Here is a 22,751-nt window from a genome sequence, read left to right as displayed (position 1 = left end):
AGTTATAGTGAGAGAAAGGTGGTTGAGCGGAGCCGAAACCACAATAATCTAGTTCACTTTAATCTTATTATTGGCACTGATACCCCAACTAATCCCTAAAAAAGAAACCAGATTATCAGTATGTTCGAAGTTTTTACCGAAGCCGCCGTTCAGCACAAAGCTTTCACTCAAAATATATTTGATATTACCCACTGAACGGTAGTTGCCGGATTCACTCAGGCGTTTGATATATTCATAACCCACCGACAGTTTATCAAATTGGAATTCAACTTTGGTTCCAATGTCAAAGTCCTCATCTTTTTCATATAAACCGGTTGTGGCATTGTAATCCATTTCGCTTTTCAAAAAGCGGGCATACTGGTATAAGGAAAGGTAGTTGTTGTCTCCGGTCAGGATGAAGTTTTCACTCAACGTCGTCCAGGCACCAAATTTTCCGAATTTTCCGGAAGCAAACTGATTCCCGTCGAAGAAATGATTATAAGCCACCGCAGCATCGATGGAGAATAAGGGTTTGATGGGAGTGATTTCGTCCAGACTTTGATAAATCGAGTCGCGGAGGGTTGCAAATTTTTGCAGTTTTTCCATCTGTTCCATTCTTTTCATCATGATCACATTGTATTCCGGGCTTCCAAGCTTGGGTTCTACCGTGAGTGGCGCGATTGCGGCATCCACGGTTTTGGCAAACCGGGCAAGCTGACCGTGCAATGCTTTTATACGTGCTGTCTTTTCATCGCGGTTTATGGTAAAAAGATTGGTACGGATCCCTACGGAAACATTCTGGATGGTGTCTTTTTTGACAGAGGCAAAAGAAACCGACATGTTTTTATACGGCTTGGAATATTTCTTGTTTTGTTCCTGGTCAAAGTGATCGGTAAAGTTCTTGCTCTTGTTGCGGAATACCCAGTACGGAGAGAATTCCAATGCATAATTTGCCGGAAACCCTTCAGAAGAATTGACAGCATTAAGCAAACTCAGGGTCAGGGCCTGTGTGGTTGTGGGTGAAGTAATACTGGTGGGTGAGTAATCCAACAGGGCAAATGCCGGTGCACTCGGCAGCTCCAGATCTTTAACGGTGATTTCCCCCGGTGCCTGGGCAAATGAAAACAAGGAACTGAATAACAGACTCAGTGTGATAAAAGACTGTCTCATTGTATCTGGATTACTTTGGTGATTAATAAACTTTCTTTCGATGGCGAAACGAGCATTTCTTCTTTCTTGCAGGTATAGGTTTTGTTTTCGAAGAAATGACCCGGAATGTCGTCGTCTTCCACGATTTGGTATTCGATTTTTAAATTTGAAATGAAATCGTCCACATTGTCCACTTTATGGATGTCCAGATACGTAATGATCCCGATATTATTCTGGTCGGCAAATAGTTTGGTAGGTCCGGCTTCGAAGAAATCAATGTTTCCGTTTCCGGGAATCGAATCCTTAAGGGTTACTTTTTGCGGAGTGTCTGAATTGGCTTCTTCCCTGATTACCCATGTACGCGCTAAATCGGTGTAAAAAACACGGACCTGTACAAACAGCTTTGATATTTTTGGCTTTTGCGTTACAAATGTTTCCATTAATTTACGTTTGTTAGTTGTTTTTTTGATTGTTTAAAAGTAAGAATTTACTTGGTATAACAAAAAGGGAAAACACCTTATTTACAATATGACAACTTAAGGATGGAATATTTGTTTTTAAAAAGGAAGAAGGAAAACTTTAGAAGTACCAAAACGGAAAGCGGTGTATACAAGAACACTGTACAAACTGATAAGTACAGGTATTGCATACGTGCTTTCCGTAAGGACTAAGTATGAATTGAACAAATTTATTTTTTTCTGATGGTCAGGACTATGGCATAATTACCGCCTTGGGGATCATTGCCAAATGCCTTGATGGTGCCTTCTTTGAAGTTTTTGGCAAAATAAACCGTGACTACCGAACCGTTTACCGTTGTGGCACCGTTCTTAAATGTCAATCCTGAACCGGAATTGATGATCCATCTGGCATATGTTTCTTTTCCGTGGACAAAAAAACGATAGGGAGCCGATCGTTGTAATCCCAGTTCGCATTTCCGTTCGGGTAAGCTGCAGGGATCAGTACTGAAAGGTGTTATGGTGCGGATCGAAGAGGCATCATCGATGTAAATGCAACGGTTCTGGTAAATGTTAGGTTTATTGTATCCTTCTTCTTCCGGGATACAGGAAAGGCATGAGAGAGCCGTTACCATTGCAACGCCTGCAATGGCAAAATAGTTTTTCCGGTTTTTCATAAGATTTATTTAAAAGTAAAGGATCAAACTTTTTTTGGTTTACCCTCAGAGCTCCAATTGCAATCCGGTCAGGACATTTAATGAAAGTATATTGGTTTTTCCGCCGCTGTGGTAACTTTTCAAATTGTATTTGACCATGGGCTCTAGGTTGAATTTAATTTTTTTCCAGATTTTGTAATCCAGTCCGAAGCCGATATTGAGTCCAAACGAGGAATCCATCAGGTTTTTGGTTCTTCCGATTTCGTATTCATGGCCGTTTGCCGTACGCGCCGTTACTTTATTACCGCCAAGGAACAGATAACTGAATCCGCCGATGGCATTGATCCCGATTTTTTTGTCCAGTAACCGGTATTTGAGTTCCAGCGGGATTTCCGAATAGGAGATGTCCTGAATCAGTGTCATCGATTCCGATTGGCCCGACTGGTTGTAGATCACAGCATTTGAAAATCCGTCATTGTAACTGATATTCTGGTAATCGGTTGTGTTTACGGGTACATTTCCGGTTTTGAAATTCAGGTTGGTTTTGGCATAGCCAATGCGCGCACTGAGTTTTCCGCCACTTGTATAACATAAATAGGCACCATAGCTGAAGGTCACGTCTGTTGATTTTTTATTGTTATCCAAACGGCTGTCCAGCACAGAATTCTTTCCCATGGTATAGGACAGGGTAGGAGAACCGTACCCGAAGATCCCGAATGTTCCCGGCTCTGCCTTTGGCACCGAATCTTTTTTAACAGGCTTTACCACGAGTTCTTTTTTCTTTACCTGTGTTTTTTTCACCACAACGCTGTCAACTGCCGGGAGGCTGTCTTTTGATTCAGTGAAACCAATGGTCTTTTTAGTATCAACAGGAATAATCTGACTGTCTGTTGGCACTGTAATAGTAGTTTCGGATTTATCTTTTTGCTTTAAGAACCTGTTGTTTTTTTCTTGAATTTGTTTTTTGGCCGCTGGTTTTTTCTTAGCGGTTGATTTGTAGTGTTTTGTCACCGGTTTTGTTTTAGCCTTCACGGCTGCCGTCGGTTTGGCTTTGGTTTTGTAAACCGGTTGTTTCTTTTTCACGACATAGGTGTAGGTTTTCACCACTTCATATTCATCATATTCCGGTGTCGATTTAACCAGTCGTTTGTTGGTCACGCTGACTCTGGTGGCTTCACGGGTGTAGATGGTTTTTCCTGTAGTTCCGGTTTGTTTTCCCTGCGGGGTGTTATCTGTTGGGACAGCAGCCGTTTTTGGGTTCTTTTTTATTGCTGCAGCCGGTTGCGTTTTGGCATTGTTTTTTTCCTGCTCCAGAGTTGTTTCCGATGGATTGTTTTCATTTCCGTCAGTTGGTTTCAACGTTGATCCGCTTGCTGTTGGGATTTCCGTTTCATCCAATGCCGCTTGTTCTGAAGTTACAGTCAGACTATTTTGGTTGGTATTGGTTTTATCCGTAGCAACAGACCCCGTATTGTTTGACCTCGTTGTTTGTATTCCGTTCTGATCAGCTCCAACCCCAATGCTGTTTGCACCGTTTCCGTTGAATGTATACTGATAGGCTCCAAAACCAATTCCCAGGCTGAAAAGAAGTACAAACAGCCAGATAAAGCGTCTGTTTTTCTTTTTGGTATCGAGGTCCTGTTCTATTTTGGCCCATAAGTCATTGCCCGGACTTTTCTCCAGCGTGTTGAGTTGGTCTCTGAAGGCTTTGCCAATGTCTTTACTGTTTTCCATACTGTTGGGTATAATTGGGGTATGAATGGTTCTTTGTTATTTTTTCTTTTAGAATCTGTTTGGCCCGGTGTAAATTTGATTTGGAGGTACTCTCGGAAATGGAAAGCATATCGGCAATTTCCTTATGCGAATAATCATCCAGTTCATAGAGACAAAAAACCAACCGGTACTGATTGGGGAGTTCCTGTATCAGCTGTAAGATTGCATCGGCCGGGATATTCATTTCGTCATCACTTACCGTTGTGTCCTGAGGATAATCTTCTTTGATGGGGATGAGCTGGTAATTTTTACGGTAGCTGCTGATGGCTTTGTTGATGACAATCCGTTTCATCCAGCCTTCGAAAGAGCCTTTGTTACCAAATTTATCGATGTGTGTGAATATCTCAATAAAGGCATTGTGAAGGTTGTCTTCTGCTTCCGCTTCATTGCTGCAATATTTGAGACTGAGCATGAACAAGGTGTTCTTATACCGCTGGTATAATTCCTCCTGTGCTTTCCTGTTCTGCCTGATGCAGCCTTTTATGATGGATTCTAAATTCAAATCGGATAGGGTTATTCTGCCTGTCGTTACTGTAACGGCTTCAATAAAATGGTTTTAGCTGCATTTTGAATCAAGCGGGCTAAGTTACCAATCTTATTACGGTTATTATTTAATTTTTTCTGTTCTTTATTTTTACAACTCTGCTGCTTCAATGGTGTCTCATTTTCATTTTTTTTTGACCGGTTATATGCTATAGTCATGAAAAAAAGAAAAGGTTGCGTGGGTTTTGAAAAAAGATTATTAGATCGGGCTTCGACAGGTTCAGCCACCGAGATAAACGTTGCCTGAGGCTCTCGAAGGCAAAAGTATCGGGCTTCGACAGGCTCAGCCACCGAGATAAACGTTGCCTGAGGCTCTCGAAGGCAAAAGGATAGAAGGCAATAAAGATAATGTGGCTTCGGCTCCGCTCAGCCACCGTTGGGAATCTTATTACCGCTGATTCGCAGATTTTTATTTAGGAATGTGGCTTCGGTACTTCGACAGGCTCAGTAACCAATTCAGCCTCCAGCTCAGCTACCATTAAAACTGTGGCAATTTCGTTTTCAAAAATGAAATTGCCACAAAAGTTGTGGCAAAAAGAAAACTGAAAACGAAATTGCCACAAAATGATTAAAATAAAAGAGCGGGGAAATTCCCCGCTTTTAAGTTTAAAAAATAGTTTTAGAGTATCTTTTTCATGTTCGTCTCCGTTTATAGATATCTATAAATTTGCATCTTAATTTTTTAATTAAAGTTGTTTTTTATCATAGAATGCGCTATCGGGTCTCCTTTTATTTGTAAAATAATCCAAATAGATTTTCACTTGTGTAAAGTCCGTAATCATCTGCTTCTTCCCAAATGCGTTTATCATCAAGATTAAATGCATAAGGAATAGTATTAGGGCCAGGATATAACGATTTATAAAAAAAGATGTGATGAAGATCGAAATAATATTCCCTACCGATAATTAATTTCTGCAATCCCTGAATTTTTTTTTTCGAATTTGTCTTTTCTTTTTTTGAGATAACGAGTGCATAATAAGATTTTGAATCGTCAAATTCAGCAAAATCTTTTGGATTCAACAAATGGATAAGTTTCAATCTAATTTTATTTTCGCTTTGAGACGAATCAATTTCAATAATTTCGAAAACACCTTTTAGGTGGCCTTGAAATTTTAATGCTTTAGTGTTTTTTGTTTGACTAAATAAACTGAAACACATTAATAAAAAAAATATATGTATTGCTTTCATAATTACTTCCTTCCTTTTTTGTAAAGAGGTTCTGTCTGGCCTTTTCTATTAGTTATTTCGTACCCTTGCTTATCTGGTGCTGTTCTTGGGGAGATTGGAGTAACCATAGCTCCAGCAGGATTTATTTTAATTCCACTTCTTTCTTGGACCCCGATAGCGCGGATTTGCAATCCGTGCCCACAATCCACTTCAAAACAAATCTAACAAAAAATCCCAATCATACCGACTGGGATTTTTCTCAATTTTATTCTCTTTGCGGGCACGGATTACTACGTCAGTTCGCTACGCTCGGGTGCAAATCCGCGCTATCGGGATTTCCTGATTTTAATTATTTATAAGGACTGCTTGTTTCAACTGTATCAATTAGTATCGAGTTGCATGGAACTTTATTATAGCCTGAATATTGAATCTCTAAATAATCTTTACCATTTTCTTTAGAAGTGTATCCTTTTTTTCTAATTATTATATCTAGTCCTTGTGCATCCACTTCAGGTGGATTTGAACAGTAATACTCTAAGCTATCTGTATAATTTTTATAGTTTGCGTTTTGCTTATTATAAAAGATAACATTTGAACCATTCCCTTTATCACTTAATCCTAAAACGTAATATTTTTTTATGTTATTATACATTATCAGGCTATCAATCACATAGTCATTTGAAAGAACCTTTATATAACCTTCTTTATAATTAATTGCGATTTTTTCTCTTTTGAATTCTCTACAACTATTAAGTCCTAAAGAGAATAGTAATAGAATCAATGTTTTTTTAGCGTCCATATTTTTTTGTTATTTCATTTTGTTGATTAAACTCCGATAGCTATCGGGATTTTTTCCATGCCCTAATTTAATACACGTAGCAAAACAAAATCCTTATTTTATGCGATTTAACGATTCTTCAATTTTTTAATCATCTATTTATACAACAAAAAACAGCGCTTAACTTTTATATTAAGCGCTGTTTTTCAATTACTTATTTTAAAATTTTAGTTCATGCCCTAATTTGATACATTACCGACAAACTCCATATATAAATACGTATAAATTTGCATCTTAATTTTTTAATTAAAGTTGTTTTTTATCATAGAATGCGCTATCTGGTTTCTATACCTCTTACATGATTAACCAATCATAAGTAAAAATTGTAATGGATGTAATTAGCAAAATAAGGCTTATGACATTTATCTTTTTTGAAGTTAAGCTTTTTATTAAAGCAAATAATGAACTTAAAACTGCAACTATGAGGAGACCCATGTATATCACGAAAAGAATACTTCTATTTTCAAACAAGTTAAATATTCCAGATTGTACGTATCCAAAATGTTTAATAATTAAGTAGCTAATTATTGATAATATTGAAATTATATTCCCTTTGTTTTTCATAAAATTTTTATTTCGTTCTATAACTATGTCCTGATTTCATTGCTTGTGCATCCGCCTGAGTATCCGCACCACCTTCATTTTTTGCTGCTGCATTTAACATTACATTTACTGGAAGAGCATTTAAGTAAGCTCTTTGCCCCCACATGAAGTTACCAGCATCTGGTTGCTTCTTTTCCTTCAATTCAAGTTATTATTTGTTGAACTGGTATCAGTTTTAACATTTTCTATTCTACTATCCCACAATTCTTTTGAATCTTCATTATTATGGAGAGCATTTTTAATGTAAAATGATGAAATAAAAATTATTATTAAAAATATCACTATTATAGTTATTAATATTCCTTTTTTTAATTTCATATATTAATTTTTAAAATTTAAAACCTGCATTAATAGCTTTAATATCAGCATTAGAATCATTTTTATTATATCCTTTTGCAGCATCTATAGCTTGTTGATTTGTAAAACCAAGTTTCCTCATTGCATTACCCCATAGAAAATTACCTGCATCCATGTGATTATATGCTTTGTTAGAACCAGGAAAAAGAAAAATTGGCCCTTTATCTTTAGAAACTGAATTAAAATCCCATATATGAGCAAACCCGTTTTCTGCTATAACAACATTTAAATGATAAACTGTAAAGTCAATTTTTCCACCAACTGATTCGGTTAGTGCATAAAACCTTCTTGATAAATAATTTCTATAACGAACATCTGATTCATCCATCATTTTCGAAATTCTATCATCAGTTAATGTATAGATAAATTTGATGTCTTTAAACGCATCTCCCCACAATTCTAAATTATACTTTATATCTGCTACATCTGTTTTTGGGTCATTGAAACTATATTTTTTTTGCTTTTTTGTTTTTGAATTTTCAATGACTAACATATCAGGCTTATTATTTTTATCAGTTCTAACATATCTTCCTTTTTCATTGAAAATATAATCATCTGGAGGTGTATTGTTATCATCTTCTCTATCTACGTTTCTAATACCATCAGACCAATGTCCATTTCCATAAATTACCCCATCTTTATTCCCTTCTACAGAGTCAGCTCCACTTGGATCTGCCCAAAATACCGGATTATTATCAAATGAACTATATGGTGAAAAGTCATGATGTGTTATAGGATCTAATACTACCCATCTTGCAATCGCTGGGTCATATTGGCGCATGTCCATCGAATACATTCCAAGCCCCAACTCATCCTGAAACTCTTTCCCATTGTACTTATACTTATGGTTCAAATAAGTTCCACTGGTCAGTATATATCCCCAATCCATCGGGTTCTGATCCGGCTCGTTGTAGCCTTTGTGTTTCAATCCAAACGGGTAGTAGTTACTTTCTTCCACCACATAAGGTGTGCCGCTGCCGTCATCAGTGTAGGTAACTCTTACATTCCCTAAATGATCGGTATAATTAAAATAATACACATACCCATTCTCATTTTTTACAAACCCTTCCGCATGTGCAATAAACTCAAGAACGTTATCCTTGTACTGGAACCCTCCGGCGAGATAATCGGTTTGTGTCATCTTCTGTACATGGGTTACAGGACCAACAGAGGAATTCGTAGACGTGGTATTTGTTGAAGCACCCTTCATGTCAGATCCACCGCCTCCACTGTAATCCGGTTCGTAATAATGAACTTTCTTGCCTTTCTTACTTCCTGCCGCATCGTAAATATACTCAATTTTGGATTGTTTGCCGTGTGGGTTGTAAAAAGTAATCGTGAACGGAAGGTTCAAATGGTTATAGCTGATGTTGGTTATCGCTTTGTTGTCGTCACGGGTCATGTTTCCGTTGGCATCATAGGCATAATCGTCATTGCCGATTCCGTTCGGGTCCATGTTCTCCGTAAAACCTTCTGATATTTCACTGGAGTCGGTCACCTTTAGTAAGCGGTTTTTATTATTGGTATCATAAGCATAAGTCAAGTCATCTATAGGATACTCATAATCATCCGCTTCAATCAAACCTGACCGTTGCAAACCTTGTATGTTACCGTTCTTGTCATAACTGATGGCTTCCATATAGGCATTCTTCACATTGGTTCCCGGCTTTGAATAATCGGCCTGTAACAAACGGTTCAAATGGTCATAAGTATACGTATATTTACGCTGCTGATCGTCATATAATGTACGCCATTGGGTTTCCGAGATGTTTCCATTGAATAACGCTTTATTGCTGTCTGCTGGATTGTTGTAACTGATCTTGAAAGCAAACAAATCGTCTTTGGCACCCAGATCGGTACTGATCAATCCTTCTGTATCATTGATCGATTTCAGCCAGCCCCTGATGTTGTATTGATAATCCACGTTCTGTAACGAAGTATAGCTCGTGGCACTGCCGCCGACTTTCTTGCTTTTCAGTTGGCCCAACTCGTCATAGGTATTGTCGGCCAATACCTGTACATCGCCACCGTCAATCTGGTGGGTATGCAAGGCCAACCGATCCTGTGCCGTATAGGTAAAGGAATCCGTGATCACGATTTCAGTATCACTGCCGGTACGTTTGTGGCGTGTGATGGTGTACTCGGTTTTCCCCATAAAGTCGAGCTTGCTGTCCACTTCGGTGTAACCGCCTAAATAATTATCAGTATGCGTGCGGATAGCACGGCTTTTCTTGTCGTATAGCGTATAGGAAAGTTCGCCATTATTCTCTGTTGGCGGGGTCAGGATTCTTACCCAGCTACCCGTGGCCATTCCTTTAACGGTTGTCGAAACATCCTGGCCTTCAATCTGGCTTGGAAGGGTAGGAGCTCCTGCATAGCTGTAGTTATCATAATAATTTTTGCTCAGTACATCATTGCTTCCCAATGTATACGGATTACTTCCCCCGTTAACGGTACTTTGCTGACTGCTTCTCGCATTCGGGTCGATGGCAGTGGGTAGCCAACCCGTTTGCGTGGGTCTTCCATACACATCATACTGGGTGACCATCACGCCTTGCGTTCCGGTTCCCCACGGTGATAAAGCCGGTCCGGTCGCTACCGGTCGGTCCAGTAAGTCATACACGATAAACTCCCACTGTTTGCCCGGTAGTTTTTTTGATACCAGGCGGTTGCGGTTGTCATACTGGTACTGGTAACACAATCCGTTAAGGGTCGTACTGTCATATGCGGCATTCGCTAATGGCGGGATCACATACGCTAAATTTCCAAACTGGTCGTATACATAATAGGTTTCGTGCGCATCATTGGCATTGAAAGTCCGCTTCATTACCACCTTACCGGCTTTGTCCTTGAATTCCTGTGTGGTGTGGTTGTTCCCTGAGGTCCAGTTCTCATCTTTGGTTATGGTCAGATACAATTCATTAGCCGAGTAGTTTGTCGTTTGACTCAAGGTATTGGTGTACGCCAGTAACGATCCGTTCCAGGTAGCAGTGGCCTTGAAGAATTTCACGGCATTGCTGCCTGTTGCTTCATTGGTACCGTATTCAAATTTAATCTCGTGTCCTGAACCTATTCTCCAAGCTTCACCCGGAGCAGCCTGTTTCAGTACACGGTCCAGCGGTGAGGCTTCCAAGAGTTTTTCACTGTACGGGTAAGCCGTGGTTTCTCCGTTGGCCGGAGTGGTGTAATAGGTGTTTTGGTTTGTCACCGCACTGCTTAAATAATCCAGTGTCGATACGCCCGACACAAACGGTAAATAATCTTTCACCGGTCGTCCATACGCATCATACTCGATGTGGGTCACGATGTTTTGGCCCGTCGCGCTCATCGCGTTGTCCACTTTCTGGATGGGACGTCCCAATCCGTCAAAGTAGGTCACCGTGGTCTGCGGCAACGTCCCGTTCTCCCCGCGGTATGTAGTAGCTTTGGTATAATTCTGGTTGGTGCTTTGCGCCAAGGCAAATCCCGGTACCAGCAATAGTAATAACAGTTTTTTCATCTTGCCTTAGTGTTTCGGATTTTGGCAGGTGTTTTTACGTTAGTCTTTATCCAGTAAGATCTGTTGCAAACATAAGGGATAAATTCGTACAGGACAATCCCGGTAAATACTGATTTTTTTTAAGAGATTATTAGATTGGATTTTGATACTTCGACAGGCTCAGTACTCGACCATCGAAATGCGTTGCCTGAGGTTCTCGAAGGCATAAGTATCGGAATGTGGCTTCATACTTCGACAGGCTCAGTAACCATACTTCGACAGGCTCAGTACTCGACCATCGAAATGCGTTGCCTGAGGCTCTCGAAGGCAAAAGAGTGTGGCAATTTCGTTTTCAAAAATGAAATTGCCACAAAAGTTGTGGCAAAAAGAAAATTGAAAACGTAATTGCCACATATTAGATTGTCAGATTTTTGGATTGTCAGACATTTAGATTATCAGATTGAAGGATTATTGGTATTTAGATTCTTTTCCCGTCAAAGACATACGATTTACAAAAGTCTTAGGATTTGGAAGCGAGTGTCAAATAGTTGAAGAATCCGTAAAAAGAAAAGCTGTTTGAGCCTGAAAGGCGAGTTCTTTTCTTTTAGGATTCAAGACTATATTTGACCGCTGAAAATCCCAGACTTGACTTTTTGTTTCTTTTGTGTCAAGACAAAAGAAAGGAAATTAGCCGTATCCGACGAAGGAGGATGCAGGTAAAATTTTTACAGCCCGATAGCTATCAGGATTGCGTAGTTGGGTAAAACCTTGGTAAAATGGTTTAAAATAAAAAAGCGGGGAAATTCCCCGCTCTTCAGATGTGTGCTGATACTTATTTAATTGGTGTTTTATTACGGTTGGGTAACGGAAGGATGGCATTGAACACGTGGCTCAAATCACCCGGCTGGAGTCCGCCATTATTGGAATGACAGTAGAAGCAGGTTCCGTTTTTACTGTATCCGGTTCCGTTCTGGATATAGGTTTCCATGGTACTGTTGGCCAACTGGCTCGTACCGATTGCCGTTCCGGCCTGTGTATTGGTTGGTGAGTAACTTGTTCCGTCAGGTCCGGCACCGCCATCGGTCCAGGTTGCCCCCAATAGTAAATATCTTTTTCTGACGTCGTTGCCCGGTAAAAGTTTTTGGATGGACGAGTTAATCGAAAGGATTTCGGTATTGGAAGCCGCAGCTGTCGGATTCTCGGCATTAGGCTGTCCGGAATACGCCACACCCCAAGGTTTTGTTTTCTGGGTGTTACTCGGACTGATCGTGTAGCCCGGTGTGTTTTTAATATAGGATGTATTGGTAACGGTATCGGTATAGAACTTCATGTGGCTGATGTTAACCGCAGTGTCTTTGGCGTCAGTATTCAATAACCAGTCTTTACCGCCGTCTGCGGGAACTGTTTTGGTTTCCTGCTTGTTGTTGATGTATTGGTAAGAAGCATTCGGAGCGTTTTTGTGGTGCTCGAATGTAGCCCATACCATTTCAGGATGCCCTGATGTACTGCCCACGATGTGCATTCCGATCAACGCCAGTTTTGCTTTGCGCTCTCCTTTGATGGTCCACACTGTATCCGATTTGGTATACGTCGGTATAATTGCATCGATGGTTACATAATCTTTGGCATCTTTCAGTGTCTCGGCCACTACCCATGATGTTTTCAATTCGATGGCCAGTGCATTCGGGTCTTTTAAAGTCACACCGTTTGCTTTGGCATACGCAAAGATACTGTCACGTTGTGCGGCAGTCGTCGGGAAAGTGTTACCGTTCAGTTTATTATCTTTTACACCGGTAAGGAACTGGGCATACACATCATTCACCATAGAGATGTAGTACACCAGATTACCGTTGCGGTCCATTAACACGTCATCGGTAGCCTGACCTTCCTCACTGTTGATTCTTCTGGTTTTTTCAACATTGGCCATGGCACGCAGTAAAACTCCTTTTTTGTGGGGAACCAAATGGCGTTTACCATCGGCTTCTTTAGGGGAAACGGTGTAAAAAACCGGAGATTCCATCGTTGTCCCTGCTCCGTATTCGGGAGAGGTGATCCATAAAAACATTTGCGCTGACCATTTGTAAAAATCACAATTGTCATTGTGTACAAAGTCAACACTGTTAGCCGGGTTTACGGCTCCGTTCTCTGCTGCAGTACCGCTTACAAACCAGGAATTGAACTCTGATTGCGAAACGGTGCAGGTGGTATCCACATCATTCGGAATCATGGCGTATTCTTCGTTTTTCGGTTTACAGGATGCAAGGAAAATCAAAGCGATGAGTCCGGTTGCAAACTTTAGATTGTTCTTTTTCATGTTTGTTTTAGTTTTCGATTGTATTGTTAACAAAATTATCGAGCCGGAAAATTGTGGGAATACGTATAAACACCTGTTTTAACTTCAAATTAAAATTTAAGTTTGTGTTATGTCTTGTTTATTGTTTATCAGTTGGTTGAAAAAATGTTTGTAGGAAAATTCTTTTTTATAGATTTGTTGAAACAAAAAACTTAAATTAAAAAATTATGAAAAGAATCGTATTGCAATTATTGCTGGTCTTATCGGGATGGAGTGCTTTTTCCCAGGGAATGACCGAAATCAAAGCAATAACAAAATCAGGGTTTTACACGAACCCGGTAGTTTCACCGTCCGGGAAGTATGCCTTACTCACAGGGGAACATTTCCATGGGGTGTATATTCTGGAACTGAATTCCGGGAAAATTGCAGCTGTCTCAAAACAGGAAGGCAGTGGCTATGGATATGCCTGGAGTCAGGACAGCCAGTCCTTTTATTATAAGGAGAGAGCCGAAGGTGATTACGTAATGAATTCGTATGTCATGAAGTATGATATTGTTAAAGGTGCAGCTTCAAAAACAGAACTGAACCACAATTACCTGCCGTCCTACAAAGGGAATGATAAAGGTGTGGTGGTGTATACCAATATTGCCACACTTAAAATCGAAGCAATTGATCTGGCTACTTCCAAAAAATGGATCGTAACCAATGACGAAGGGCAATTTTACAATGCGGTTTTATCGCATGACGGAACTAAAGTGGCCGTGCATAACGGTGCTGATATTTATGTGTATCCGATAGACGGTTCGGCCAAAGGAAAAAGAATCGGGAGCGGACTCATAACCGGATGGTCCAATGATGATAAGTATCTGTTGGGTTTTTTGGATGAAAGTACCGACGGGCATACGGTAAGCAATTCGGAATTGTATTTGTTTGATACCGAAAAAGGGACAACGGAAAAAATTACCGCTACCGAAAAGACTTTTGAAATGTTTCCGGCTTTCTATGGGGAAGACAATCTGATTTTTGCAGATGACAGAACCGGACAAATATTTACTTCTAAAATTAAATTCTGATGAAAAAACTATGTAGCTATATTTTTGTGATGGCCTTTGCTGCTTTTGCAAATGCCCAGATTGTTGTGATTGATCCCGGACATGGATACGGCGCCACAACTTCGGATAATCCGGACGGAAGAACTGCCACCGAAATCGAAACTTCGCTTGATGTGGGATTGCGCACGCGGACTTTAATACAGAACAGTTGTGCCTGGGCGGTGCACATGACCCGTACGACTAATCTGAACGGATGGATCTCGGTCAACCAGAGAGCAACGATGTCGAATAACTGGAACGCCGACCGCTTTTTGAGTATTCACTGTAATGCCGGCGGCGGAACCGGAACCGAAACGTTTTACTGTACGTATGATGATACCACAACAGCTCCGGATATTGCTTTCTCCCAAAAAATTCAGGCGGATATGGTGAGCTACGGTTCATGGGCCAACCGTCGTTGTGTGGAGGACAACAGTTTCCTGGCGTACCATCTTGGGGTATTGCGTTATTCGTCGGCAACAGGATGTCTGAATGAAATTGGTTTTGTGGATACAGCTGCCGATGCGGCAAAACTGACGAGTACAACCTGGAGGGCTAATTTTGCACAGGCATATTTCAACGCGTTGAAGTCTAATCTGAACCTGACGTGCTCGGCAACTCCGGCTCCGGGAGCATTCTCGCTTACCCTGACTCCGGAATGCAGCGGTACGAGCACCAGAATCCGTTTGAACTGGACAACTTCGGCTAATGCGACTTCGTATGATATTTACCGGAACGGAGCTTTATACGCCAGCGGGATTACGGGTACACAGTATACTAATACGGTGGTAACTTCGGGTACAAGCTATTCCTATTATGTGAAAGCTAAAAATGCCGGGGCAACGCAAACGACTAATTCGAACGGAACGCTTTCCGGTGTGGCGCCAACCTGTCCTCCGGGTAGTTTTACCATTACGGCAACGCCAACCTGCAGCGGTTCAACTAGTGCAATCAATCTGACATGGACGGCATCTGCGAATGCAACGAGTTATGATATTTACCGCAACGGTAATTTGTATGCGCCGGATCTGACCACAACTTCATTCCTGAATACGTATCTGATCACGGCCGGTAGTACTTACACCTATTATATCAAAGCGAAGAACAGCGCCGGGACAATCAATAATTCGAACGGTACACTTTCGGTTACGGCAATAAGTTGTGCCAAAGAAGAGGAGGGAAGTGACAGTGTTGTGTCAAATGATGCTAAACTGAAAGTTTATCCTAACCCAACAGACGGACTGGTTTCCATTGAATTAAACAATCTGTCAGTAAACAAAATGGAGGTGCTGATTGTGGATGTGAACGGTAAAATGGTATATGAAAAATCATTTAAAATGACGAACGGGCAGGCTCCGGAAACGATTAATGTCAGTATCTTGGCCAAAGGTGTATATGTGATGCGTATAACTGCTGATTATCAGGAATTTATACGAAAGATCGTGAAGAATTAATTGAAATAAAAATCCGGAGCTTCAACTCCGGATTTTTTTATTCTTTTGATTGAAAAATGTTGTGGCAATTTCATTTTTAATTTTCTTTTTGCCACAACTTTTGTGGCAATTTCGTTTTTGAAAACCTTTTTGCCACAGTTTTGTTATTCCTTCAACTCATAACTCATAACTTATAACTCATAACTCTATTTAATAATCACTTCAAAATGCTCCAGTAACCCTTTTACATTTTCATTCGAGAAAATGGCCTTTTTGATTTTGTTTTTCACCGGATGGATCGAAAAATTCTGGCTGGTGTAAAAATCGGTCTTGGTTAAATTTGTATCCGAAAAAACAGCCAGACGTAAATTGCAGTTGTCAAATAAGGCTTCGGTCAGGTCACTTTCCATAAAATCTACCGAAACCATACTGCAATTGGTAAACTGCATGCGTTTCAATTTCAGTTTGTAAAACATGGAATAATCCAGCAGACAGTTGGTGAAATGGAATTCGTAAATCTTCTGGTCAGTCATGGCAAAGTTGACGCCTGTAAAATTGCAGTCATTGAACTGGATGCCGCGTAAACCTACGTGTCCTATTTTGGATTCTTTAAAATTACAATGGTTGAAAGTACAGTCAACAAATGTTGCACCTGTAAAAGTAGCTTCGGTGAAATCACAATGGTTGAAAATACAGTTCTCGTATTCATTGTGGTTGATTTCGTATTTGGAATAAGCTATGTTGTTGTATTCTTTGTCGTAGATAAATTCAGAGGCCATAGAAAAAATTTAATGCAAATATACACTAATCCTGTGCGGCTATCTTTTCTAATTTATCTAAATTAATGGGTTTGCTCAAAAAGTCTTTGACGCATTTGTATTTTTTTGCTTTGATCTTATCTTCTGAAGCAATGGAGGAACTGGCAATGTAAATGGTACTGCATTTGTTCATGTCTTTCTTGAGTTGGCAAAACTCATCCAGGAATTCCCAGCCGTCCATTTCGGGCATTTCCAGATCGAGCAGGAGGATATCGGGGAAATCGGTGGTAGATTCAAAATAATTTAATGCTTCGCTTCCATTGGCAAATTCCTTAGTTTCACTAAAAAGTTCGATCTTTTTAATGAGTTTATTGGTCACCAATTTGTAAATAGGGTCATCATCAATGATGTATATCCTCTTTTGCCGCATTATTAAAATAAATTTTGAATGTTGTTCCTTCGTTTAGTTTGCTCTCAACTTCAATTTTACCTTTCATGGCATCCACTTGGTTTTTGGTAATGAAAAGCCCAATTCCGCGTGATTCGATATTACTGGTAAACGTTTTGTACAAACCGAATAATTTTTTTCCGTTTCGCTTCAAATCGATACCGATGCCATTGTCAGAAATTTCCAGCACAAGATAATTGTTTTCAGTATACGAATGCAATTTAATTTCAGGTTTTCTGTTCGGATGTTTATAACGGATGGAATTTGAAATGAAATTAAGCAATACACTTTCCAGATAGGCCGGATTGAAATACACCATAGAACTGTCAGGGATAGAATTTATAATGATTGCCTCCGTTTTACTGATCTGGTTGTGTAATACCTCGAGTGTTTTATTGATATAATGATTCAGGTTGAGATGTTCGACTACCTGATCAATATTGGTCTGGATGGATACAACGTCATTCAGGTTATCCATAGTCTGGCTCAAAGTCTCTGAAACCGATTTCAACAGTCCCATCATTTCATTACGTTCGTCTTCATCGTCACTGGTTTCGATAAGATTAATCAAAGATTCAATGTTGCTGGTGTGTGAACGCAGGTTGTGCGATACGATGTGTGAAAAATTCAGGAGTCGTTTGTTTTGTTCGGTAACGAGCTTTAACGAATTGTTCAGGTCGATTTCAAATTGTTTTGAACGGGTAATGTCAATTAAGATACCACGGAATCTTGTGGTGGTTTTTTCTTCGTGGTAAACACTCACAATGTCACGTACCCAAACGGTGTTTCCGTTTTTGTGGATCATTCTGTATTCAAAATCGAAAGGCGTTTTGTCACGCGCGCACTGATTGCTGTAGTCAATAACCCAGTCACGGTCTTCCGGATGGATGATTTTACGCCAGAACATTTCATCGGCAATCCATTCTTCAGGGGTGTACCCTAAAATATCCATCGATTTTTTACTTACAAAGCTTACGCCGGGATCATTTGAATTTCCTTCCCAAACGACACCGTCAATACTGTCGATAATATCGTTGATTTTCTGTTTGGATTCCAGTATTTCCTTTTCGGTTTCTTTCCTTTTCGAAATATCTTCAATAATGGCAATGTGACTGTTTGAATTTTTATTTTGTTCCCATAAAGGAGAAATGGTAATGCGTGCCCAGATTATTTTTCCGCTTTTGTGGAAGTATCTTTTCTCCATCGAGAACTGATCAATTTCACCGTTGCGGAGTTTGTTCATGTTTTCAAGATCACCTTCCAGATCATCGGGATGGGTAATCATCATGAAATTCATTTTTTTGAGTTCCTCATGGCTGTAGCCGATGAGTTCACAAAATTTATCATTCATGTCGATAAAATCCCCGGTAGCCGAATTGGTATGGATGATTCCCAAGCCGGCATGCTCGAATATCGATTTGAAAAGGAATTCACTTTGCGTCAGTTTTTCGGTCTGAATGTTTACCAATTGCTGTAATTCAGCCGGTTTTTTTAATAAAGTATTGGCGAATAAGCCTGAAAGAAGACTTAATAAAAAAGCAAAAGTAAAAAGTGGGATGAATTCGGTCTGATGTGATTTGCTTCTGGAGACAATGTATAATTTCCAGTCGCCTTCCGGAATATCAACAACTTTGAATGTTTTATCACTGAAATCAGATTTATCATCAAGGAAAAATTCTTTTTTACCCGTTACCGGATTGATTTTGGATAGCTGGAAATAATATTTATCGCTTTTGAAGGAACTGATACCGGTTGATTTGATAAACGTATCAAATTTTACGATTACGGCAGAAAATCCCCAGAATTTCCCTTTTTTGAAAATCGGTAGACGGCCCACAACTCCGAGTCCGCCCTGTTTGAGTTCAACCGGCCCTGAAAAATACATCGATTTGGTCTGAATGGCTTTTAATGCGGCTTTGCGGTGAAGCGGGTGGTGCAGTATGTCAAAATTGGTTGCCGCTTCATTGCCTTTTAAAGGGTATGTGTATTTGATGACACCGCCGGGAACTAACTGTACGGCATTAATGTTGTCGTAACTGCTGACTAAGTTTTCGGCTATTTCTTCAAAATTTTTAGGTTCCCCGGAATCATTAATTGATAAAGCGAGTGTAATTACGGCTGCGTAATTGTTTTTTAAGCTTTGTTCCAGGTTTTTTTTGACAACATTCAGGATGTTGCTCATTTCGTGCTTTTGATTCTCTTCGGATATTTGATAACGGAAAAAAATACTGAGACTTAAAATGGACAGGAACGAGATAAATACAATGAATCCCGAAGTTTTCGGACGAGACAAAAACCAACTGATAAGAGTTGTTATTTTCTTTTCGAGACTCACTTTAAATTTGTTTAGCTGGCAAATATAGCTAAAAATCAGATAAATAAAATTTGATGGAAAGGAATTTAGGAGAAATTAAAAAGCCCACCGTTTGGTGGGCTTTTGTGACCTCGACAGGATTCAAACCTGTAACCTTCTGAGCCGTAATCAGATGCGCTATTCAGTTGCGCCACGAGGCCGTTTGCTTCAGAAATACATTGCTGTATTACCTTGTTAGCGGGTGCAAATATAGAAACAAATGTGTAACTTGCAAAGGATATTTTTTAAAAAATTAAATAAAAATGAATTTAGAACAGTATTTCCGTGATATACAGGACTTTCCAAAAGAAGGAATTTTATTCAAAGACATCACTCCTTTGCTTTTAAATGCAGAAGCCCGGGAAAAAATGACCGAAACCCTGTTGTCAACTTTAAAAGATAAGCAAATTGACAAGGTGGTTGGAGTCGAGTCTAGAGGGTTTTTCTTTGGGACGTTATTGGCCCAAAAACTGGATGCCGGTTTTATTCCGGTACGCAAACCTAATAAATTACCCTATGAGACCATTTCGGCTACATACGAATTGGAATATGGTCAGGATACGCTGGAAATTCATACGGATGCTATTAAAAAAGGAGATAAAGTACTAATTCACGATGACGTACTGGCAACTGGAGGAACGGCTAAGGCGGTCTGCGAATTGGTTGAAAGGTTGGGAGGGGAGATTGTGCAATGTAATTTCCTTATTGAACTTTCTTTCCTGAACGGAAGGGAAAAAATCAAAGAAAATGAAATCTTTGCAGCGGTTACTTACTAGATAAAGCTCTTGTTGTTACGTAATAGCGCCATCCCAATATTGCCAATTGCCATTTTTTTGCTTTTGCAGGATCCAGTTGTTGTTTTGTGAAGCTGGGTAAGATTATCTTGTTTAGTTTTGCTAAAATTTTATACATAACTTTTTTTTGCAAATATATATAAAAAAGAAAGACTGCCTTGTGGCAGTCTTTTATGTATTAAGCTTTACGTGTTTTAATTTGCTCGGCCTTTTGTTGTTCGCTTTTAGCTTTCATCATTTCTTCACGGGCTTTTATCATCTCTTCTTTGGCTTTTAACATTTCTTCACGTGCCTTCATCATTTCTTCACGTGCTTTGTCCATGTCACCTTCGCTTTTTGAATCCCATTTGAAATCTTCTTTCATCTCTCTCATTCTCTCAAGTTGCGGACGCATTTTTTCCATATGCTCTTTCATTTTTTTCATATGGATTCTGGAATTTTCCATAGCATCTTCTTTGATTCTTTCGATGTCTTCACGGCTCATTTTGAACACTTCATCCTCATTGAATTTGAAAATCATAGGACCGTTTTCCCCGTCTTTGAATTCAAATTTACCATTGAAATCTTTGTCCATTTTTTCAAGATCAGCTAAAGGAATATCCATTTTTTTTCCATTGATATATACTTCAGGCTGTGCATTTTCGCCGTCTTTTTTGATGACGATTTTTCTTTTGAAAGATTTTGGTACACCCGGAACATCTTTTCCGTTTGGTACTTCAGGAACATCAAGTCCGTCCGGAGCATCCGGAATATCAATATCAACAATCATATCCTTCATGTCAGGGAAATCAAAATCAAAATCGAAATCAAAATTTGAGTCTTCGTCTTCGTTGCCGGCAATGATTGTATTGATGTGTTTCTTTTTCTTGTCTTTGAAAACCTGAATTTCGTTAGGTCTTCCAAATCCGATTTTTTCACCTGTTTTATGGAAATAAATAGGTTGGATAGGTTCATCACTGTTAAATTGGGCCATTCCCTGTTGGCCGTCTTTATCTTTGTACTCAATTTTGATTCCGGTAATTTCTCCTTTTTTATTACGTTTCACTTTTGAATACTTTAAAGTAACACCAAATTTTTCTTTGGCAGTTTTGGCATCGCTTTTCATTTCTTCATCACTTGAATTTTTATTGGTAGTGATGTAGATGCCGCCTTGTGACTTTTTAATGATTTCTTTTTCCTGAGCCACAACCCGGATTTGGAACAGCATGATAAATGCTACCAAGGCTGGAATAATCAAGGCATACTTCCAGGAATTTCTTTTTCGTGATTGATTTTTGTTTAACATAACGATTCGTTTTTTAATTAATGATTGGTAAAAATGATTAGTAATTGACAAGCAGTTTTGATGAGTGACTACTTTTAAAAGTGCTTTCTGGTACACTTTTTTATCTTCGATTTGCTGACTGGCTTTCTGATCAGCGATGTATTCTAAATTTTGGATGATAGCTTTTTTGTATAACCACATGAATGGGTTGAACCAAAAAAGGATACAGAAAATCTTGGCAATCATAACATCTATGGAATGCTTTTCCTGACTGTGTACTTTTTCATGCAGTAAAATGCTTTGTAACTCTTCCTTTGTATAATGATTGGAATTGAAAACGATATAGTTAAAGAATGAAAATGGTGCAATATTATCATCTAAATCCACTAAACTGAATTGTTCTTTCTTTACAATTTCTTTTTTGTAAAGCAATTTGAAAAGTGAAGCAAGGTTAGCTAAAATTTTTCCAAAATATAGCAAGGAAATCAGTGCATAAGCCAGAAGTCCAATCTGAATCCAATCCATTGTCAGACTTTCTTCCGGAGGAGCTGTCATTGAGCTCATCTGTGAATACGCAATCAGATCTTCCATTGCTACTTTTGGACGTTCTACTATAACGGTCTTTGTAATAAAATACAATGGTAATACTGCAGAGGTGGTTAATCCGGCCAATAAAAACCAACGGTTTGTTGTAAAGAATGTTTCTTTCCGCAGTAATAAATGATATGCTAAGAAGTATACTGCTATGAGTGCACTTGCTTTGACTAGATAAATGAAAAAGGCTTCCATTATTTTTTCTGTTCGATTATATCCAAAATCTCACGTAATTCCTCAGCCGAAATTTTTTGTTCTTCAGCGAAGAATGAAACTAAATTTTTGTACGAACTGTTGAAATAATTTTCAATTGCCGTTTTCATAAACCGTTTGCGGTACTCTTCCATGCTAACCACCGGATAATACTGATGGGTGTTTCCAAAGGCGTTGTGAGCCACATATCCTTTATCTTCCAGATTTCTGATGATGGTAGATAAAGTATTGTAATGAGGAGTCTCTTCTGTGATCTCTGCCATAACTTCTTTTACGAAAGCTTTTTTAAGTTTCCATAAAATGTGCATGATCTCTTCTTCTTTATTGGTTAACTTTTGCATAATCTGATTTTGTTAAAACAAACTTATAACTATAAATTTAGTTACGCAACTATTTTTATAGTTATTTAACTAAATTTTAAGTTTGATAAAAAGTTTTTGGAAGTATGATTCTGTTTTACAGAGAGTTCATGCTAAAATTAAAAATTCCTGCCGAGACAGGAATTTAATTAT

Annotated in this window: 20 protein-coding genes and 1 tRNA gene; 3 read left to right on the top strand and 18 right to left on the bottom strand. The window is 39.2% G+C overall.

Going from position 1 to position 22,751, the window contains the following annotated elements; all coding sequences use genetic code 11:
- Positions 1 to 48: 48 nt before the first annotated feature.
- The 11 genes from NAT51_RS07945 to NAT51_RS07895 form a co-directional block, all read right to left on the bottom strand.
- Positions 49 to 1,149, bottom strand: a complete 1,101-nt coding sequence (locus NAT51_RS07945; RefSeq protein WP_250597568.1) for a hypothetical protein — start codon at positions 1,147 to 1,149, stop codon at positions 49 to 51.
- Positions 1,146 to 1,568, bottom strand: coding sequence for a hypothetical protein (locus NAT51_RS07940; protein ID WP_250597566.1), 423 nt, complete (start codon positions 1,566 to 1,568; stop codon positions 1,146 to 1,148). Before NAT51_RS07940 ends, NAT51_RS07945 begins: the two co-directional genes overlap by 4 nt.
- 248 nt (positions 1,569 to 1,816) lie before the next feature.
- Positions 1,817 to 2,260: a hypothetical protein gene (locus NAT51_RS07935; protein ID WP_250597564.1), complete on the bottom strand. Its 444-nt coding sequence runs from the start codon at positions 2,258 to 2,260 to the stop codon at positions 1,817 to 1,819.
- Between the two features lie 45 nt (positions 2,261 to 2,305).
- Complete coding sequence (locus NAT51_RS07930) at positions 2,306 to 3,973, bottom strand: hypothetical protein (RefSeq protein WP_250597562.1); 1,668 nt, start codon at positions 3,971 to 3,973, stop codon at positions 2,306 to 2,308.
- Positions 3,960 to 4,514 (bottom strand): RNA polymerase sigma factor, encoded by a 555-nt coding sequence (locus NAT51_RS07925; RefSeq protein ID WP_250597560.1) that lies wholly within the window; start codon positions 4,512 to 4,514, stop codon positions 3,960 to 3,962. Before NAT51_RS07925 ends, NAT51_RS07930 begins: the two co-directional genes overlap by 14 nt.
- Positions 4,515 to 5,284: 770 nt before the next feature.
- Positions 5,285 to 5,743, bottom strand: coding sequence for a hypothetical protein (locus NAT51_RS07920; protein WP_250597558.1), 459 nt, complete (start codon positions 5,741 to 5,743; stop codon positions 5,285 to 5,287).
- 328 nt (positions 5,744 to 6,071) lie between these two features.
- Complete coding sequence (locus NAT51_RS07915; RefSeq protein WP_250597556.1) at positions 6,072 to 6,521, bottom strand: hypothetical protein; 450 nt, start codon at positions 6,519 to 6,521, stop codon at positions 6,072 to 6,074.
- A gap of 610 nt (positions 6,522 to 7,131) precedes the next feature.
- Complete coding sequence (locus NAT51_RS07910; protein WP_250597554.1) at positions 7,132 to 7,305, bottom strand: hypothetical protein; 174 nt, start codon at positions 7,303 to 7,305, stop codon at positions 7,132 to 7,134.
- Positions 7,302 to 7,481, bottom strand: coding sequence for a hypothetical protein (locus tag NAT51_RS07905; protein WP_250597552.1), 180 nt, complete (start codon positions 7,479 to 7,481; stop codon positions 7,302 to 7,304). Before NAT51_RS07905 ends, NAT51_RS07910 begins: the two co-directional genes overlap by 4 nt.
- Positions 7,482 to 7,491: 10 nt before the next feature.
- Positions 7,492 to 11,019 (bottom strand): DUF6443 domain-containing protein, encoded by a 3,528-nt coding sequence (locus NAT51_RS07900; protein ID WP_250597550.1) that lies wholly within the window; start codon positions 11,017 to 11,019, stop codon positions 7,492 to 7,494.
- Between the two features lie 811 nt (positions 11,020 to 11,830).
- The gene (locus NAT51_RS07895; RefSeq protein ID WP_250597548.1) at positions 11,831 to 13,312 is read right to left on the bottom strand and encodes a hypothetical protein; all 1,482 of its coding nucleotides are present in this window, start codon (positions 13,310 to 13,312) and stop codon (positions 11,831 to 11,833) included.
- A 206-nt stretch (positions 13,313 to 13,518) separates the two neighbouring features.
- On the opposite strand from NAT51_RS07895, the gene NAT51_RS07890 reads away from it, so the two are divergent.
- Together NAT51_RS07890 and NAT51_RS07885 are read left to right on the top strand one after the other, a co-directional pair.
- A complete protein-coding gene (locus tag NAT51_RS07890; RefSeq protein WP_250597546.1) occupies positions 13,519 to 14,364 on the top strand; it encodes a hypothetical protein in 846 nt (281 codons plus the stop codon).
- Positions 14,364 to 15,836: an N-acetylmuramoyl-L-alanine amidase gene (locus NAT51_RS07885; RefSeq protein WP_250597544.1), complete on the top strand. Its 1,473-nt coding sequence runs from the start codon at positions 14,364 to 14,366 to the stop codon at positions 15,834 to 15,836. Before NAT51_RS07890 ends, NAT51_RS07885 begins: the two co-directional genes overlap by 1 nt.
- A 185-nt stretch (positions 15,837 to 16,021) precedes the next feature.
- Here NAT51_RS07885 and NAT51_RS07880 read toward each other — a convergent pair whose 3' ends face one another.
- The 4 genes from NAT51_RS07880 to NAT51_RS07865 form a co-directional block, all read right to left on the bottom strand.
- Positions 16,022 to 16,594: a pentapeptide repeat-containing protein gene (locus NAT51_RS07880; RefSeq protein ID WP_250597542.1), complete on the bottom strand. Its 573-nt coding sequence runs from the start codon at positions 16,592 to 16,594 to the stop codon at positions 16,022 to 16,024.
- 25 nt (positions 16,595 to 16,619) lie between these two features.
- The gene (locus tag NAT51_RS07875; RefSeq protein WP_250597540.1) at positions 16,620 to 17,003 is read right to left on the bottom strand and encodes a response regulator; all 384 of its coding nucleotides are present in this window, start codon (positions 17,001 to 17,003) and stop codon (positions 16,620 to 16,622) included.
- Complete coding sequence (locus NAT51_RS07870) at positions 16,975 to 19,203, bottom strand: sensor histidine kinase (protein ID WP_250597538.1); 2,229 nt, start codon at positions 19,201 to 19,203, stop codon at positions 16,975 to 16,977. Before NAT51_RS07870 ends, NAT51_RS07875 begins: the two co-directional genes overlap by 29 nt.
- A gap of 258 nt (positions 19,204 to 19,461) precedes the next feature.
- Positions 19,462 to 19,535 (bottom strand) — tRNA-Arg (locus tag NAT51_RS07865).
- 102 nt (positions 19,536 to 19,637) lie between these two features.
- On the opposite strand from NAT51_RS07865, the gene NAT51_RS07860 reads away from it, so the two are divergent.
- Entirely contained in the window at positions 19,638 to 20,150 is a 513-nt protein-coding gene (locus NAT51_RS07860) for an adenine phosphoribosyltransferase (protein WP_250597536.1), read from the top strand.
- Here the strand turns inward: NAT51_RS07860 and NAT51_RS07855 are convergent.
- Genes NAT51_RS07855 through NAT51_RS07845 form a run of 3 tightly spaced genes read right to left on the bottom strand, consistent with a single transcriptional unit; the run spans position 20,140 to position 22,580 of the window.
- Positions 20,140 to 20,286 carry an SsrA-binding protein gene (locus NAT51_RS07855; RefSeq protein ID WP_250597534.1) on the bottom strand — a complete coding sequence of 49 codons (147 nt, stop codon included), beginning with the start codon at positions 20,284 to 20,286 and terminating at the stop codon, positions 20,140 to 20,142. The two genes, NAT51_RS07860 and NAT51_RS07855, sit on opposite strands and share 11 nt — an antisense overlap.
- Before the next feature lie 60 nt (positions 20,287 to 20,346).
- Positions 20,347 to 22,221 carry a M56 family metallopeptidase gene (locus NAT51_RS07850; protein WP_250597533.1) on the bottom strand — a complete coding sequence of 625 codons (1,875 nt, stop codon included), beginning with the start codon at positions 22,219 to 22,221 and terminating at the stop codon, positions 20,347 to 20,349.
- Positions 22,221 to 22,580: a BlaI/MecI/CopY family transcriptional regulator gene (locus NAT51_RS07845; protein WP_250597531.1), complete on the bottom strand. Its 360-nt coding sequence runs from the start codon at positions 22,578 to 22,580 to the stop codon at positions 22,221 to 22,223. The genes NAT51_RS07850 and NAT51_RS07845 overlap by 1 nt, the downstream gene beginning before the upstream one ends.
- Between the last annotated feature and the right edge of the window lie 171 nt (positions 22,581 to 22,751).

This window comes from Flavobacterium amniphilum (genome assembly GCF_023634845.1).
Classification (GTDB): Bacteria; Bacteroidota; Bacteroidia; order Flavobacteriales; family Flavobacteriaceae; genus Flavobacterium; species Flavobacterium amniphilum.
This window is presented reverse-complemented; position numbering and strand designations above follow the sequence as displayed.

What these genes read in the sequence shown, in the direction of transcription:
- NAT51_RS07945 (WP_250597568.1), bottom strand. Translation starts at nt 1,149, where the DNA reads ATGAGACAGTCTTTTATCACACTGAGTCTGTTATTCAGTTCCTTGTTT.
- NAT51_RS07880 (WP_250597542.1), bottom strand. Translation starts at nt 16,594, where the DNA reads ATGGCCTCTGAATTTATCTACGACAAAGAATACAACAACATAGCTTAT.
- NAT51_RS07895 (WP_250597548.1), bottom strand. Translation starts at nt 13,312, where the DNA reads ATGAAAAAGAACAATCTAAAGTTTGCAACCGGACTCATCGCTTTGATT.
- NAT51_RS07845 (WP_250597531.1), bottom strand. Translation starts at nt 22,580, where the DNA reads ATGCAAAAGTTAACCAATAAAGAAGAAGAGATCATGCACATTTTATGG.
- NAT51_RS07940 (WP_250597566.1), bottom strand. Translation starts at nt 1,568, where the DNA reads ATGGAAACATTTGTAACGCAAAAGCCAAAAATATCAAAGCTGTTTGTA.
- NAT51_RS07875 (WP_250597540.1), bottom strand. Translation starts at nt 17,003, where the DNA reads ATGCGGCAAAAGAGGATATACATCATTGATGATGACCCTATTTACAAA.
- NAT51_RS07905 (WP_250597552.1), bottom strand. Translation starts at nt 7,481, where the DNA reads ATGAAATTAAAAAAAGGAATATTAATAACTATAATAGTGATATTTTTA.
- NAT51_RS07890 (WP_250597546.1), top strand. Translation starts at nt 13,519, where the DNA reads ATGAAAAGAATCGTATTGCAATTATTGCTGGTCTTATCGGGATGGAGT.
- NAT51_RS07850 (WP_250597533.1), bottom strand. Translation starts at nt 22,221, where the DNA reads ATGGAAGCCTTTTTCATTTATCTAGTCAAAGCAAGTGCACTCATAGCA.
- NAT51_RS07920 (WP_250597558.1), bottom strand. Translation starts at nt 5,743, where the DNA reads ATGAAAGCAATACATATATTTTTTTTATTAATGTGTTTCAGTTTATTT.
- NAT51_RS07870 (WP_250597538.1), bottom strand. Translation starts at nt 19,203, where the DNA reads ATGAGCAACATCCTGAATGTTGTCAAAAAAAACCTGGAACAAAGCTTA.
- NAT51_RS07930 (WP_250597562.1), bottom strand. Translation starts at nt 3,973, where the DNA reads ATGGAAAACAGTAAAGACATTGGCAAAGCCTTCAGAGACCAACTCAAC.
- NAT51_RS07885 (WP_250597544.1), top strand. Translation starts at nt 14,364, where the DNA reads ATGAAAAAACTATGTAGCTATATTTTTGTGATGGCCTTTGCTGCTTTT.
- NAT51_RS07860 (WP_250597536.1), top strand. Translation starts at nt 19,638, where the DNA reads ATGAATTTAGAACAGTATTTCCGTGATATACAGGACTTTCCAAAAGAA.
- NAT51_RS07915 (WP_250597556.1), bottom strand. Translation starts at nt 6,521, where the DNA reads ATGGACGCTAAAAAAACATTGATTCTATTACTATTCTCTTTAGGACTT.
- NAT51_RS07855 (WP_250597534.1), bottom strand. Translation starts at nt 20,286, where the DNA reads ATGTATAAAATTTTAGCAAAACTAAACAAGATAATCTTACCCAGCTTC.
- NAT51_RS07935 (WP_250597564.1), bottom strand. Translation starts at nt 2,260, where the DNA reads ATGAAAAACCGGAAAAACTATTTTGCCATTGCAGGCGTTGCAATGGTA.
- NAT51_RS07900 (WP_250597550.1), bottom strand. Translation starts at nt 11,019, where the DNA reads ATGAAAAAACTGTTATTACTATTGCTGGTACCGGGATTTGCCTTGGCG.